This window comes from Streptococcus sp. 1F3 (genome assembly GCF_054968985.1).
In genome coordinates this window covers 22,482-38,288 of sequence record NZ_JBUEQR010000040.1, presented here as the reverse complement: position 1 = coordinate 38,288, position 15,807 = coordinate 22,482, and the positions used below count along the sequence as shown (strand labels likewise).

At 41.3% G+C, this 15,807-nt stretch carries 10 protein-coding genes, 3 tRNA genes and 1 pseudogene; 1 reads left to right on the top strand and 13 read right to left on the bottom strand.

The window, feature by feature from the left end:
• From ACVPON_RS03885 to parE, 13 genes and pseudogenes are all read right to left on the bottom strand, one after another.
• Positions 1-1,143 (bottom strand): cysteine desulfurase family protein, encoded by a 1,143-nt coding sequence (locus ACVPON_RS03885; RefSeq protein WP_462876360.1) that lies wholly within the window; start codon positions 1,141-1,143, stop codon positions 1-3.
• A gap of 222 nt (positions 1,144-1,365) precedes the next feature.
• A pseudogene (locus ACVPON_RS03880) lies at positions 1,366-2,394 on the bottom strand (threonine aldolase family protein).
• A 224-nt stretch (positions 2,395-2,618) separates the two neighbouring features.
• Positions 2,619-2,690, bottom strand: a tRNA-Arg gene (locus ACVPON_RS03875).
• A 34-nt stretch (positions 2,691-2,724) separates the two neighbouring features.
• Positions 2,725-3,930, bottom strand: a complete 1,206-nt coding sequence (gene rpsA, locus ACVPON_RS03870) for a 30S ribosomal protein S1 (RefSeq protein ID WP_462876358.1) — start codon at positions 3,928-3,930, stop codon at positions 2,725-2,727.
• A gap of 123 nt (positions 3,931-4,053) precedes the next feature.
• Positions 4,054-4,125 (bottom strand) — tRNA-Gln (locus ACVPON_RS03865).
• Between the two features lie 282 nt (positions 4,126-4,407).
• A tRNA-Tyr gene (locus ACVPON_RS03860) sits at positions 4,408-4,488 on the bottom strand.
• 51 nt (positions 4,489-4,539) lie between these two features.
• Positions 4,540-4,773: a DUF2969 domain-containing protein gene (locus tag ACVPON_RS03855; protein ID WP_462876433.1), complete on the bottom strand. Its 234-nt coding sequence runs from the start codon at positions 4,771-4,773 to the stop codon at positions 4,540-4,542.
• Between the two features lie 57 nt (positions 4,774-4,830).
• On the bottom strand, positions 4,831-5,859 hold the full coding sequence (locus tag ACVPON_RS03850) for a branched-chain amino acid aminotransferase (protein WP_462876356.1): 1,029 nt from the start codon (positions 5,857-5,859) through the stop codon (positions 4,831-4,833).
• A gap of 119 nt (positions 5,860-5,978) precedes the next feature.
• Positions 5,979-8,429 carry a DNA topoisomerase IV subunit A gene (gene parC / locus ACVPON_RS03845; RefSeq protein WP_462876354.1) on the bottom strand — a complete coding sequence of 817 codons (2,451 nt, stop codon included), beginning with the start codon at positions 8,427-8,429 and terminating at the stop codon, positions 5,979-5,981.
• A 367-nt stretch (positions 8,430-8,796) separates the two neighbouring features.
• Positions 8,797-9,303 carry a restriction endonuclease subunit S gene (locus ACVPON_RS03840; RefSeq protein ID WP_462876431.1) on the bottom strand — a complete coding sequence of 169 codons (507 nt, stop codon included), beginning with the start codon at positions 9,301-9,303 and terminating at the stop codon, positions 8,797-8,799.
• Positions 9,304-9,362: 59 nt separating this feature from the next.
• Positions 9,363-10,070 (bottom strand): restriction endonuclease subunit S, encoded by a 708-nt coding sequence (locus tag ACVPON_RS03835; protein ID WP_462876352.1) that lies wholly within the window; start codon positions 10,068-10,070, stop codon positions 9,363-9,365.
• Positions 10,013-12,073, bottom strand: a complete 2,061-nt coding sequence (locus ACVPON_RS03830) for an HsdM family class I SAM-dependent methyltransferase (protein WP_462876350.1) — start codon at positions 12,071-12,073, stop codon at positions 10,013-10,015. The genes ACVPON_RS03835 and ACVPON_RS03830 overlap by 58 nt, the downstream gene beginning before the upstream one ends.
• 21 nt (positions 12,074-12,094) lie before the next feature.
• On the bottom strand, positions 12,095-14,038 hold the full coding sequence (parE, locus tag ACVPON_RS03825; RefSeq protein WP_462876348.1) for a DNA topoisomerase IV subunit B: 1,944 nt from the start codon (positions 14,036-14,038) through the stop codon (positions 12,095-12,097).
• 1,079 nt (positions 14,039-15,117) lie between these two features.
• Between parE and plsY the strand changes: the two genes are divergently transcribed.
• Positions 15,118-15,762 (top strand): glycerol-3-phosphate 1-O-acyltransferase PlsY, encoded by a 645-nt coding sequence (gene plsY, locus ACVPON_RS03820; protein ID WP_462876346.1) that lies wholly within the window; start codon positions 15,118-15,120, stop codon positions 15,760-15,762.
• Positions 15,763-15,807: the final 45 nt, after the last annotated feature.

Sequence of the window (15,807 nt, the reverse complement as noted above, 5' to 3'; positions counted from 1 at the left end):
CTATCTTACTTTCTTGGTTTGTTCATAAATGACCTTAAAGGTTGTTAGAACCTGCTCGATCTGGCTCATATCATTTTCCAAGTCCAAACTGATACGGACAGCTGTAGTCGCTAGCTGAGGCTGAATGCCCATCGATAAGAGCGTTCCTGCTGGTTTTCCTGCCTTGGAGGAACAGGCTGAAGTCGTTGAGACATAGATATCATACTCTTCAAAGGCATGAACCAAGACCTCACCCCGAATGCCCCTTAGCCCGAAGGTCAGAATGTGGGGAGCAAACTGATCTGCGCCTGAAAATATACTGATTTCTTTGTACCTACTAAATCCCTGAAGCAAGACTTGCTTCATCTGACCAGTCTTCACAGCAAACTCTGCTTGCTGTTCCATAGTGATGCGCAGGGCCTTAGCTGTTGCTACAATGCCTGCTAGGTTTTCAGTTGTGGAGCGTTTATCAGTCTCCTGACCACCGCCTGTCAAAAGCGGTGTAATCTTCTTACCATTTTTCATATAGACAAATCCAACACCACGCACCCCATGGAACTTATGGCTAGAAAAGGTTGCAAAATCAACACGGTCTGTCAGATAGTCGGCTGTAGGGATTTTTCCTAGAGCCTGAACCCCGTCTACATGAAAAGAGATTGTGGGTCTATCCTTTAGCAAATCAGAAATAGCCTGAATAGGCTGAATAGAGCCAATCTCATTATTGACTGCCATAATGGATACCAAGATTGTATCTGGTCGCAGTAAGTCTGCCAATGCTCCCACATCTACAAAGCCCTGTGAATCAACTGGTGCAAAATCGACATCAAATCCTTGGGTCATAAGCCAAAGTGCAGATTCCTTAACCGCAGGATGTTCAATTTCCGACACAATAATATGCTTGCCAAAGGCTAGCTTTTCAAAAGCCACTCCCTTGATCACCCAGTTGTCACCCTCAGTTCCACCAGAGGTGAAAAAAATCTCTTGGGGCATGACAGCTAGAAAATCTGCAATTTGCTTCCTTGAAGCTTGCAAGAGACGACTTGCCTGACTGCCAAGACGATGCAGACTCGACGGATTTCCCCATATTTTACTGGCAACTTCTGTATAGCTTGCCAGTACCTCAGGATAAGGACGGGTCGTTGCCGCATTATCTAAATAAATCATTTTCTACCCTCTTTTCATCTGTCTTTCCATTATACCAGATTTTAAAAGCGGAGAACATAGAAAAACTCTGTTAAGACAGAGCCTTCATTTCTCCTATAGTGCTTTCATCTACCTTTATCATTGAACACCTCGACAGTCTTCCAGCACTTCCTAGATAATAAAAGAGACGCAGATATTACAGTTTCAGTGAATGATAGCTGTGCTAGCTTTAGGTATAGTCTATTACAAGATCTGAGCCAAGGCATCGAGGTCTTCTTGGCTAGTAGACCAACTGGTCGCTAGGCGAATAATCGTGTAACGATTGTCATACTTCTCCCAAAAACCATAGCAAACTCCTGCCTTTTCTAACCTTTCTAAGTCCTCATCAGTCACCAATAAAAACTGTTGGTTAGTAGGAGACTTGAGATAAAAACGATAGTTTTTCTCTTCCAGTAATGCAATCAATTGCCCTGCCATTTCAATGGCGTGTCTCCCCAATTCCAAGTATAGGTCATCTGTAAAGAAACGATCGAATTGAATACCAAGGAGCCGTCCCTTGGCTAGGAGGGCACCATGTTGTTTCACAATAGTCGTAAAATGCTTGGGTTGATTACTCTTGGTAAAAACCACCGCTTCTCCCATAAGCGCTCCCATCTTGGTTCCACCGATATAGAAGACATCTGTCAACTCTGCAATTGTCGGTAGATCAAGATCAGTTGAAGGAGCAGCCAAGGCATAGCCCAAACGTGCCCCGTCTAAAAAGAGGGGAATCTGATAGTCCTTGCAGACCTTTGCTAGATCAGACAATTCCTGTTTGCTGTATAAAGTACCGTATTCTGTAGGGTGTGAAAGATAGACCATACCCGGAAAGACCATATGCTCATGGTTGGCATCCGCATAAAAGGTTTCTAAGAATTGACGGACGAGCTTGGCTTCTAATTTTCCATCCTTGTGGGGTAGAGTTAGAACCTTGTGCCCAACATACTCAATCGCACCCGCCTCATGTACGGCTATATGGCCTGTATCAGCAGCTATCACTCCCTCATAGGAAGCCAGCAAAGCTGCAATCACCACTTGATTGGTTTGCGTACCTCCTGTCAAAAAGGTGACCTCTGCTTGCGGACATTGGGTTGCTTGGCGAATCTTCTCAACTGCACGACGGCTATATTCATCTGTACCATAGCCGGCTAAACCCTAATTGTTGCTCTCAAAGAGGGCCTCCAGTATCGCTTTATGCGCCCCTTTATTATAGTCATTTTCAAAATGTAGCATGCTATTTCCCACCTTTCATCACTAAGAAGCTGTATTCACAAGTAAGGTACTTTTATATCAGAGATCGTTTTTCCTTATCAAGGTAGTTTTTTGCGGAAATACAGGCTATATCTAAAAAAACAAACGATGACTACTTAAAAACGCCCCTTAGATAGAAGTGCCAAACTGTGAATGCAGACTCTAAGTTAAAAAGCCTTGATTTCAAGGCTTTTTATACTAGACAATCCGTCCTGAGGGAATCGAACCCCCATCTCAAGAACCGGAATCTTACGTGATATCCATTACACTAAGGACGGCAAGAGAAAGACTTGCTCAAGGCAAGTCAATGGATTACAATTCAATGTCACCGAAAAGATCAGCCATTGAGAATCCAGTTTGGGTTTCTGGAAGTTCAAAATCACGTTTTTCTTGACGTTTTGGACGACGTGGACGTGATTCACGTTTTTCAGCTTTCTCTTCACCTTCAGCTTGAGCTGGACGCTCTTCCAAGGCTTTGATAGAAAGGGATACACGCTCGTCAGCGGCATTTACTTCAAGAACTTTAACTGTTACATCTTGACCAACTGTCAGTGCATCCTTTGGATTTTCAACACGCTTGTGTGAAATTTGTGAGATGTGTACCAGTCCATCAATTCCTGGCAATACTTCTACGAAAGCACCAAAGTCAGTCAAGCGTTTTACTTTACCTTCGATTACATCACCAGCTGCTAGCTTTTGCTCAACGCCATCCCATGGCCCAGGTGTTGTAGCTTTCAATGAAAGGGATACACGACCTTCTTCTTCGTCAAGTGCAAGAACTTTCACCTCAACTTCTTCACCTACAGTAACCACTGATTTAGGAGATACATTGCGTTCATGTGACAACTCAGTCAAGTGAACAAGCCCGTCTACGCCACCAAGATCGATAAAAGCACCAAAACTTGTGATACGTGCAACTTTACCTGTTACATTTTCACCAACAGCCAATTTGCTAAATACTTCTTGACGAGCTGCAGCTACTACTGCTTCTACTACATCACGGCGTGACAAGATGAAGCGATTTTCTGCTGGATCAACTTCTTTGATTTTCGCATCAAATTCTTGACCTACGAAACGTTCAGTATTACGAGTAAAGCGAGTATCAATCATTGAAGCTGGGATAAATCCACGCAAACCTTCAAATTCAACTGAAAGCCCACCTTTTACTGCACGAGTTGCTTTGACAGTAACAACTTCATCTTCACGTCCAACAAGTTTGTCCCATGCTTTGCGTGCTTCTAAACGTTTTTTAGATACAAGATAGGTAACAGTGTCTGTATCTTTACCAACTACTTGGCGAAGGACAAGCAATTCAAGCGTTTCACCAACTTTAACAAGTTCGTTGATGTCAGCTTCACGGTCATTTGTCAACTCACGAAGAGTCAACACACCTTCAACACCTGTTCCAGAAATAGCTACATTAGCTTGACCAGCATCTACTGTCAACACTTCTGCAGTTACCACATCACCAGGTGCAACTTCGCTCACACTGTTCAACAAATCTTCAAATTCGTTCATTATAAAAAAACCTCCGACAATCAAGTCTCTCGACTCAACATAAAAATATAGTTTATTAAGGCACACGCAAGGACTAACAAAAGAGCATCTTTGACGAATTAGGAACCATTCCTAATACCTTGACTGGGGTAGCTGGATTCGAACCAACGCATGAGGGAGTCAAAGTCCCTTGCCTTACCGCTTGGCTATACCCCAATAATAGTATACGTTTGCCATTGAACTCAAGATTCAGTTCGCTAGGCGCTATCTTATCCATTAAACTCTACCCAAACGCTGAGTAAAATAGACCGACCTCCTTAGGTCTAGTGACATTATGTCAAGCGCCTAATCTTACTAGACGTTTTTACGGCTTCGTATCTTAGAAGTTGAACACGGACTAAAATCCTAGTGAAAAAGATAAATCGCCTAGTGTCTTGAGACACTGCGTCTATTTCCTATTTTCATACGGATTTTTTTACGTCCTTTGTATCCTAGGCATGGAGAGAGAGGGATTCGAACCCCCGAACCCGAAGGAGCGGATTTACAGTCCGCCGCGTTTAGCCTCTTCGCTATCTCTCCTCAACACTAACAGTCACTATTCTAGCATAAAATAGCGACTATTACAAGAGATTAATGGTGTAAATTGTAATTTTCAATCACATTTCCGATGGCTTTTTCGAGCTTTTTATAAAAGCTCTCTGTATTTCCATTTTTTACAACAGCAAAATGATTCTCTGCTAGTTCTGCAATTTCACCAATAATCTTTTTCCCTACAGTCAGAGTATAGCCTGGAAATGCCTCTCCACTCACTTGTACACTGCTTTCCTCTAGTTGAATTTCAATTTTTTTATCCTTTTTGCTCATATCAAACCTCACTTTTTCCATTTTACACGAAAAGAATAGAGCTTGCAAGTGCAAGCCCTAGTTTTCATCTACTTTTACAATCCAGCCTTCTGGCGCAGCACTATCTCCAAATTGGATACCAGTCAATTCGTCATATAATCTGCGTGTGACCGGTCCAACTTCCGTTTCGCTATAAAATACATAGAAATCATCAGCGTGCTGGACGCCACCGATCGGTGAGATGACGGCTGCTGTACCACAAGCACCTGCTTCGATAAATTCTGGCAATTCTTCCACCAGAATCTCCCGCTCAACAGCCTTCATTCCCAAACGATGTTCCGCCAAATAGAGCAAGGAATATTTTGTAATCGAAGGCAAGATAGAAGGGCTAATAGGCGTGACAAACTCATTGTTTTTAGTAATCCCAAAGAAATTAGCCGAACCGACCTCTTCAATCTTGGTATGGGTAGCGGGATCAAGATAAATCACATCAGAAAAACCTTTGTCTTTTGCATATTGACCCGGTAAGAGTGAGGCAGCATAGTTGCCGCCAACCTTAGCTGCACCTGTCCCATGAGGAGCGGCCCGGTCATACTTGTCTTGGATAAGGAAGTTGGTCGGAGCTAGTCCGCCCTTAAAATAGTTCCCAACTGGCATGGCAAAGACTGTAAAAATATACTCTTCTGCTGGCTTGACACCGATAATATCGCCAATTCCAATCAAGAGCGGCCGAAGATAGAGAGTCCCTCCTGTCCCATAGGGAGGAATATAGTCACGATTGGCAGCTGCCACTGCCTTACAAGCCTCAACAAACATCTCAGTCGGCACCTGGGGCATCAAGAGGCGATCAGCAGTCCGTTGCAGACGCTCTGCATTTTGGTCAGGGCGAAAGAGTTGAATAGAGCCCTCCTTGGTTCGATAGGCTTTCAAGCCTTCAAAGGCTTGCTGTCCGTAGTGGAGGGCTGGGGAGGATTCTGAAAGATGGAGGGTGGCATCTACTGTTAGCGCTCCTTTAGTCCATTTTCCGTCTCTATAAGTTGCTAAGTAACGATACGGCAATTTCATATAGGAAAATCCCAGATTTTCCCAATCAAGTGATACAGTCATAGACGTCTCCTTTATAACAATCTGCTTACTATTGTACACCTTTTTTCTATATTTTCAAGCATTATTTTCAATTTTCAGATAATTCAATCGAAAGAAAAACCAGCACAAGGCTGATTTTCTTACATCATGTAAGCATCGCTGACTTCTTCATCTGAAATCCTATCGGAAATAAAGCTACCATTGCTCGTCCGTTCAGAGAAAGAAAGAGCAGAAAGGTTGATCTCATATGTCTGACCAGAGCTCGATAACACTTTTAAGAACTGGCTCTCCTTTTGATCTCCCTCCTGATGGAACAAATCAAAATCAACTGCTTCTCCCTGAACCATCCCTGCCATAAAGACGCGGTGCGGCTTAGCCTTTAATTCACGTAGAACTTGCAAGCCTCGATTGGCACGACTGGTTGCTGGAATATCCGCTACTGCTACTTTTTTCAATGCTCCTCGCTGGGTCAGGAGATAGAAAGCCTTGCTTGCAACTAGAAATGCTGCTGCTACTGTATCATCTGCTTTAAGGTTAATAGCCTTGACACCCGCAGCCTTTGCCCCAACAACTGGTACTTCCTCACTAGTAAAGCGAAGTGCATAGCCTGTCTTCGTCACAATCATGACCTCTTCAAGCTGAACAGGTGCTAGCAAAATGACCTGATCTTCATCACTTTTCAATTTAGCAAACTTAAGGGATTTGGACTTATAGGTCCGCCATGGACTAAACTCACTGCGTTCAACACGCTTAATTTGTCCCATCTTGGTAGCAGCGAGATAGACACCTGTTTCCATATTGTCTACCAATTCTGCATAGATAATTTCTTCTCTCACCTCAAAGTTTGAAATCGTCTGACTAAGGTGTTCTCCGATTTCTTTCCACTTGATGTCGGATAATTCATGGACGGGGCGATAAATAACATTTCCAAGATTCGTAAAAATCAGGAGCTGCTGGGTGGTTTTGGCTACGCTCATAAAGATCAAACGATCATCCTCACGCTTCCCAATTTCGTCCACTGTTGAAGCTGCAAAAGAACGAGGGCTGGTCCGTTTGATGTAGCCTGCCTTGGTAATGCTGACATAGGTCTCTTCCTCAACCACAAGGCTAGCTGTATCAATCTCAATCGTCTTAGCTGTATCTTGCAATTCACTGAGGCGTGGATTGCCAAATTTCTTTTTGACCTCACGGAGTTCTTTTTTCATGAGGTTATACATGGTCCGCTCGTCACCAATAATCGCTGCTAAATAAGCAATTCTCTCACGAAGTTCCGCCTCTTCCTCCTCCAGAACCACAACGTCCGTATTGGTCAGGCGATAGAGTTGGAGGGTTACAATAGCTTCTGCCTGCTCTTCGGTAAAGTCATAGCTGACCTTAAGATTTTCCTTGGCGTCTGCCTTGTTTTCGCTGGCACGAATCAGGGCGATGACCTCATCTAAAATTGAGATCACACGAATCAAGCCCTCTACAATATGGAGACGCTTTTCAGCTTTTGCCTTGTCGAAACGACTGCGGGCTAAGATAACCTCTTTACGATGCGCAATATAGCTGGTTAAAATCGGCACAATTCCAACTTGCCGTGGGGTAAAGTGGTCGATAGCCACCATGTTGAAATTATAGTTCACCTGTAAATCAGTATATTTAAATAGGTAATTCAAAATCAAATCACGATTGGCATCTTTTTTGAGTTCGATGGCAATCCGCAAGCCCGTACGATCGGACTCATCACGGACTTCTGCAATCCCTGCCACCTTATTATTGACCCGCACATCATCAATCTTTTTGACTAGGACAGATTTGTTGATTTCATAAGGGATTTCTGTAACGACAATCTGTTCCTTGCCCCCTTTTAACTGCTCAATTTCCGTCTTAGACCGTACGACCACCCTTCCTTTTCCTGTCTCATATGCCTTTTTGATTTCATCGCGCCCTTGGATAATGGCTCCTGTCGGGAAATCTGGTCCCGGTAAAAAGTCCATGAGCTTATCCACCTTAGCCGTTGGATGATCAATCATGTAGATGACCGCATCGATGACTTCTGAAAGATTGTGGGGCGGAATGTCAGTTGCATATCCTGCTGAAATCCCTGTCGCCCCATTGACCAAGAGATTCGGAAAGGCAGCAGGTAAGACCGTCGGTTCTTTTTCCGTATCATCAAAGTTCCAGGCAAAAGGAACGGTTTTCTTGTCGATGTCTTCTAGCAAGAAGCCTGCCATTTCAGACAAGCGTGCCTCGGTATACCGCATCGCCGCAGGTGGATCACCGTCCATCGAACCGTTGTTTCCGTGCATCTCCACCAAAATCTCACGATTTTTCCAGTCCTGGCTCATGCGAACCATGGCATCGTAAATAGACGAATCCCCATGGGGGTGGAAATTCCCCATGATATTTCCGACAGACTTGGCAGACTTGCGATAGCCCTTATCGTGCGTGTTGCCATCTTTATTCATCGAATAAAGAATCCGCCGTTGCACAGGCTTTAAGCCGTCCCGAATGTCCGGCAAAGCCCGCTCTTGAATGATGTATTTGGAGTAGCGCCCAAAACGCTCTCCCATGATGTCCTCTAAGGACATGTTTTGAATATTTGACATAAATTAAGATACAAAGGGACAATTCGGCTTACCGAAAAATTCTGTAGAAAAATAGAAAATCGACCGACGATGATAGACATCTAGGGAGATTTATCTTTTTCACTAGGAATTTAGTCCCGTGTTCAGTTAGAAAGACTAACAGAACATTCCTTTCTTCGTTTCTTGTCGGAAAGTTACTCTTTCTTTTTACTTTTTTGATAATCGCCTTAGGTAGTGGGGACGGAAGCAATCTCCTGCGGAGTTCCATTCCTAAGTTGGAAGCCTTCCGTCTTCCAACTTCCCTAAAGCTAATATTAGCTTCTTTCACTACGGCGGCGATTATCCATTTTAGGCTCGCTCACGTTCACCTACATACCGTAGTAGAATATTAATGCTGAACCACGACCTCTTTCGTTGCTTCAATCTTCTTGTCTGTCCACTCAACTAAATCCCTAATTACTAGTTTTTCAATGACTTTAATAAAAGCAAGCATAAAATAATAGTCTATCTTATCATTCAGTATTGGTAATACAATCTTTGTATGTTTTAATCCAATTTTGGTTGCCTTTGAATTATAATTGAAACGTTGTTCAATCACTCTTTTTATTGTTGTCATAAAGTACAACCCAGTATATCGATTAAGTTGCTTAGATTGAAGAACACTTGTTGCACCATGACCATCTTTCAAATAAAACGGTGTCTCTAAGTAGACAATATTCTGATTATTTGAATGGATTAGTAAGGTTGGCAAACCTTTCTTATTATTCAACACATCATTCTTGAGCTGACGATAAGAAATAATCCCATTGTTCATAGTAGCTTGTCCATAAAATGGATAAATAGGTTGTGAAAGATCTTCTAAACTATCTAAATGGAGAGGATTTAATTCTTTAATGCCTTGACACCAACGTAATACCTTTTCTAAGAAGAATGAAGCATAAGTTCCCCATTCCTCTACTCTACTCTACTCTTAGTATCGGAGAGTTTTGCGAACTTGTCAAGTATTTCTTCATCATTTTTCGTTAGATGATACTCATTTAATCCTGTTACTGTTAAATAAGCCTCGAGCGTCTCGATGCGTTCAGCCTCGAGCAATTTTATATAGCTTTCCATATATTGAAATGCAATTTCTTTATTTATATATGGGATTGTTATTTTTTCCGTTTTTATTCTATCCCATCCAGCTTTATTAGACCAATCAAATCGGTAACGGATTGATTTCTGTAAAGCTCCTACAAAATAGAGATAAGATAAATCCGAAATTTCATGCTCAATAAATTCGATTGCATAACTATCTTGAAGAACAGTAAACTCTTTCGATTGATAAAACATCACTCCTGTATTAGCTCCGTTAGCCGATACACTAATGCAATGTCGTAGTACCGTAGCACCTTCCTTAGGCACAAAATATGCTAATCCCTGATTTTCTACACCTGCTGTTAAAGCAGGCAAGGAATACACTTCGTCATGCTTTCCTTGCAAATCTCTAGCTTTATAAGGTAATTTTTTAGTAGGAATTTTACGAAACAACTCACATATTGCCTTTTCTCTCCACTCGCCCCCTGCCTTTACAAAATCATCTTCTAACTTTTGCAGGCGAGGGCTCAGGCTTTTTTTGAGGTATCTTCTCCTTTTTGTTTCAGAAGTTGCGTCACTTCCCAAGATAGATAATCTGCCACTGTCTTTTTGAAATCTTCTAAGGTTGGGGTAGTATCAATTTTTTGATGATGTTCAAAATTCCAGTCTAACCCAATCTTATTTTCTTCTAAAGAAATAGATTCTTCAATAAATTCATTACTAGTCATAATAGAGAGTTGACTACTACCAAATCTCACTAAATTAACAACCTCTTCATAGCGTCCCACAGCATTATCTACATCACGTAGATTATTACCTGCCTTTGTTTTTTTACGACTAGCTCGCTTATAGCCATCATTTCTTAAATCAATAAAGCGAACTGGCTGTTTTTCTTCGTGTTTCTCACCTACTTTAAAAACATAAATTGAAGTTTGCACACCTGATTTACCAATAAAGACATCACTTGGCATTTTTATTGATGCTAACAGAGTATGTTTCTCAAGAATATCTTTTCTAATTTCCTGACCATTTTTACCAATAGAATCTTGAATAATGACGGAAGCATAGCCTTTAGACATCATATTTAAAGCTGTCTTAACAAAAATCATTCCATTTCCTTCAGCAGAGTATGGTGGATTGAGAATAAAGGCGTCTGCTGGAAATTTTTTCCCTTCTTTCCCGAATCCATAATTTCCATTAAACTCAGTTAAAGAGTCTTGATTTAAAATATTAGAACTACCATCTCCCATTAGTATCATATTGAGAACTGCTAGCATATACACACCGTCAAGAATCTCTAATCCTAACAATTGTTCTGCTTTAATCTTTGCTTCTTTTAATGCTAATTCTTCTGGAGAAGTAATACTATTTTTAGCATCTTTTAACATTTCATTCATAGCAGCAACTAAAAGACCCGCAGAACCTGTTGCAAAGTCCCACACATAAGAATCTTTATTAACCCGAGCTAATTTAACCAGAAAATTTGCAACATATGAAGGGGTTAAAACAACATCATTTAACTTATCCTGAGAAAAGCCTAACCATGAATACATTTCATTAAAGAGTTTGCCAGTGAAATCTGTTGTCAACCCAATTTTATAGTAAATTCCTAAATCGTCAACAATTTTGGAAAAAACACGTTTTAATTGACTTTCACCATTACTTATTTTATTAATTTTATCCGATAGAATGGTATTAGATAAAGTACGAATAATTAACTCTTTCTTCGAATCAGGTAAATCCTTTTCATTAAAAAAATCTTCTATTTTTCGTTTTAGAATTTGACCATCACTATCATTGCCCTTTTCCTTTTTAGATTTCAGTTCAGATTTCTCTAAAGGTGCTACTTCCCCTGGTATTCCCAATGTTGCGATAATGGAAGCGGCAACTAAATAAACACGGTCATTTTCCCCTAACCCTTTTTCATTTTGATAAATATCATTGTTTAGTTTTATTAAACTTGTCTCAATTTCTTTCTCACGTTTATTTTTTAAACGCTCTAATTCTTCCTCAGACAAAGTTAAACTATTTATTGCCTCGATAAACGAATCAAAATAGTTAGGTGCTAAAAAGGAAAAATCTGTAAACTCTCCTACTTTTTGACCTATACCCAAATTTGATTTAGAAACATAATAAACACCTATAGAATAGTTTAACTGATCAGTTTTATCTTTATACCCTGTCATACCTATCGCAATAATATCCGTATAACTAGTAAAATGAAGCAAAGCATTAGCATAATGCACTGCACCATTTACAGCATACCCATTGATATTAGCATAATGTGGTGTATTATCTTTCTTTAAATTAACCACCTCATCTTGGCTATCTAATTTCACAAGTTTATCCTTATAACCTTTATACTCAATCAAGATAGGAAAATAATTTCCGAATTTATCTTGTAAAAGAAGTTTAGCATCAGGGCGATTACCTCCTGAACCACCATTTTTAGAATAATATTCCTCTAATGCTTTATCAATTTCAGTATTTAAGCTTTCCTGCTCAAGCTTATAATCTAATCCATACGTCTCCAACCATCCATTAGCTAATTGAGCAATATTTGGTTCAACACTTTGTATTTTTACCATATTTTCTATTTCCTTAAAATTCTAAAACACTCCACTTTCTTCCAAGGTAAATCTGACATTATCCTCTATCCACTTACGACGAGGCTCCACCTTGTCCCCCATAAGGACAGAGACACGACGTTCAGCCCGTGCGAGGTCCTCGATTGTCACACGAATAAGGGTGCGAGTATCTGGATTCATAGTGGTTTCCCAAAGTTGGTCAGCATTCATCTCTCCCAGTCCTTTATAACGTTGTAACATGGCTCCCTTGCCAAAGTCCCTACGGAGCTGCTCCAATTCGTTATCTGACCAAGCATAGGCAATCTTTTCCTGCTTGCCTTTTCCCTTACTCATCTTATAAAGAGGGGGAAGGGCGATATAGACCTTGCCAGCCTCCACTAGTGGGCGCATATAGCGATAAAAGAAAGTTAAAAGAAGGGTCTGAATATGGGCGCCATCTGTATCCGCATCGGTCATGATGATAATCTTATCATAGTTGACATCTTCCAGTTTAAAGTCTGCTCCGACACCTGCACCAATCGTATAAATCATGGTGTTGATTTCTTCATTTTTCAGAATATCTGCCATTTTCGCCTTAGCAGTATTGATGACCTTTCCTCGGAGGGGCAAAATCGCTTGGAATTTGCGATCCCGTCCCTGCTTTGCTGAACCACCGGCTGAATCTCCCTCGACCAGATAGAGTTCATTTTTGGCAGCATTTTTAGACTGGGCAGGGGTTAACTTCCCTGATAAAAGTCCCTTATCTTTCTTGTTTTTCTTCCCATTACGACTTTCATCACGAGCCTTGCGGGCAGCCTCTCGCGCATCTCTGGCACGAATTGCCTTACGAATGAGATTAGAAGCCAATTCGCCATTTTCCAACAGAAAGAAAGTCAATCGTTCTGAGACAATACTATCGACTGCTGGACGGGCAAGAGGACTGCCCAGTTTGTCCTTGGTCTGCCCCTCAAACTGCAAATGCTCCTCAGGCACTAAAATAGATAAGACAGCTGCTAGCCCCTCGCGGTAATCAGAACCCTCTAAGTTTTTATCTTTTTCCTTGAGTAGACCTGTCTTTCTAGCATAGTCATTCATTGCCTTGGTGATGGCTGTTTTAAGACCGGTTTCGTGAGTACCACCGTCCTTGGTACGGACATTATTGACAAAAGAAAGGATATTGTCTGAGTAGCCATCATTATACTGAAGTGCCACTTCTACTTGGAAACCACCCTCTTCGCCCTCAAAATATAAGACAGGGGTCAAGGTTTCCTTATCCTCATTCAGGTAGCTAACAAAGTCCTGAACGCCATTTTCATAGTGGAACTGGCTTTCTTCTCCTGTTCGCTCATCTAGTAATGTCAAAGTTACCTGCTTCAACAAAAAGGCTGACTCATTCAAACGTTCTGCAATAGTGTTGTATTTAAAATCAGTCGTTGAAAAAATGCTGCTGTCAGGCATAAAGCGAACCTTGGTTCCTGATTTAGACTTGGGAGCTGTCCCCACTTTTTCAAGACTGGTCACAGGCTTTCCACCATTTTCAAAACGCTGGCGGTAAACAGAGCCCTCACGAGTAATTTCTACTTCCAACCAGCTAGAGAGGGCATTCACCACAGAAGAACCTACCCCATGTAGACCTCCTGAGGTCTTATAGCCACCTTGACCGAATTTTCCTCCAGCATGAAGTACGGTAAAAATAACCTCTACCGTAGGAATCCCCATCGCATGCATACCGACTGGCATTCCTCGACCATGGTCAGCGACACTCAGACTACCGTCTTTATGAATCGTGACATCAATCTTATCACCAAAGCCGGATAGGGCTTCATCGACCGCATTGTCAACAATTTCCCAAACCAAATGGTGCAAACCAGCTCCATCGGTGGACCCAATATACATACCGGGTCGTTTCCGAACCGCATCCAGCCCTTCTAAAACCTGAATCGCATCATCATTGTAATTGTTAATATTGATTTCCTTTTTTGCCACAAGGAACCTCCTGTGTTATTCATCCTTACTATCTTACAAGTTTTTTGCTATTTTTGCAAATGGTGATGGCTCCTAGCTCCCCATCATCAGTATAAAAAAACCAAAAAACAGTAACGATTGCTTTCATGTAATCGCAAGGTCGCAGTTAAAGGTAAAAGTAACAACTCTCTACTACTCACTGTTTTATACTGAAGGGAGTAACATCGTTTGAGCATGGACTATTGGTAGAGAAATAACTTCTGCTCGGCCGCCTATTTTTTCTAGGAGTTGCTTCAACAGTCTGAGGATAGACTGTTGAAGGTTGGAAATAAAACAAGTGAAACTTGTGTCAAACGCTCTCGTATCTTATGTAACTGAGTTCAGCCTAAACTCTGTGCGAAAAACCGTAACAGAAATGGATTGAAATATAGGGTATTAGCGGTAGCTAGCTGGCTATTCCCTCATTTCATTGGTGACTAGCCTAGCTATCTTCGCAGGGGTCTCGCAACGAAGTTGCAAGCAACTTCTGCTCGGCCGCCTATTTTTTCTAGGAGTTGCTTCAACAGTCTGAGGATAGACTGTTGAAGGTTGGAAATAAAACAAGTGAAACTTGTGTCAAACGCTCTCGTATCTTGAGTTAACTGAACTCGGGCTAAAAGCTTGGAAAAAAGATAAAAAATGAATAAGATACACTAACTTGTTTTATTGGCGGTAGCTAGCTGACTATTCCCTGCATTTCATTTGTGACTAGCCTAGCTAGCTTCGCCGGGGTCTCGCAACGAAGTTGCAAGCAACTTCTGCTCGGCCGCCTATTTTTTCTAGGAGTTGCTTCAACAGTCTGAGGATAGACTGTTGAAGGTTGGAAATAAAACAAGTGAAACTTGTGTCAAACGCTCTCGTATCTTATGTAATTGAACTCGAGCTACAACTCGCTGAAAAAAAGACCAATCTCATTGGTTGCAAGACAACCTGCTTCGATTGTCTATTTTTTCTAGGAGTTGTTTTACGCTCTCGTATCTTATTTTCCGCTGTCACATGTCTTTCAAAATATTGTAGTCTATGAAATAGGAGCTTGAGCGATTTCGTGGTATAATAGGGACATGATGAAAACGATATTATTTTTATTGATTGCTTATTTACTAGGATCTATCCCATCTGGTCTGTGGATTGGTAAAATCTTTTTCCATAAAAATATCCGTGAGTATGGTTCGGGAAATATTGGGACAACCAATACCTTCCGTGTATTGGGGAAGCAAGCTGGTATTGCAGTCTTTATTCTAGACTTTTTAAAAGGTAGCTTAGCCGTTCTTCTGCCTATCTGGCTACAGGCTGATAGCCTCTCTCCTATCGTCTTTGGATTGGTTGCTGTATTGGGACATACCTTTCCTCTCTTTGCCCAATTCAAAGGAGGCAAGGCTGTAGCGACATCCGCAGGGGTATTGATGGGATTTGCCCCGCTCTTTTGTATCTATCTGATATTCGTTTTTGGGATTACCCTCTATTTAAGCTCCATGGTATCTCTATCAAGCATTATCAGCTCCCTCCTCGGTATGCTAGGTGCTCTTCTTTTTCCAAGTGTAGACTTCCTCATTCATGGCTATGACCTTGTCTTTACTCTGGTTATCCTTTTCCTAGGTGCTTTTGTCATTGTTCGACACAGGGAAAACATTGAACGAATCCTAAAAAAAGAGGAGAACTTGGTCCCTTGGGGCTTAAATCTGACCAAACAAGGCAAGAAAACCTAAGGATTTCCTTAGGTTTTTCTTTTTACGTTCAATCCTTTTGGATTT

What these genes read in the sequence shown, in the direction of transcription:
- parC (WP_462876354.1), bottom strand. Translation starts at nt 8,429, where the DNA reads ATGTCAAATATTCAAAACATGTCCTTAGAGGACATCATGGGAGAGCGT.
- rpsA (WP_462876358.1), bottom strand. Translation starts at nt 3,930, where the DNA reads ATGAACGAATTTGAAGATTTGTTGAACAGTGTGAGCGAAGTTGCACCT.
- ACVPON_RS03855 (WP_462876433.1), bottom strand. Translation starts at nt 4,773, where the DNA reads ATGAGCAAAAAGGATAAAAAAATTGAAATTCAACTAGAGGAAAGCAGT.
- ACVPON_RS03850 (WP_462876356.1), bottom strand. Translation starts at nt 5,859, where the DNA reads ATGACTGTATCACTTGATTGGGAAAATCTGGGATTTTCCTATATGAAA.
- ACVPON_RS03885 (WP_462876360.1), bottom strand. Translation starts at nt 1,143, where the DNA reads ATGATTTATTTAGATAATGCGGCAACGACCCGTCCTTATCCTGAGGTA.
- ACVPON_RS03830 (WP_462876350.1), bottom strand. Translation starts at nt 12,073, where the DNA reads ATGGTAAAAATACAAAGTGTTGAACCAAATATTGCTCAATTAGCTAAT.
- plsY (WP_462876346.1), top strand. Translation starts at nt 15,118, where the DNA reads ATGATGAAAACGATATTATTTTTATTGATTGCTTATTTACTAGGATCT.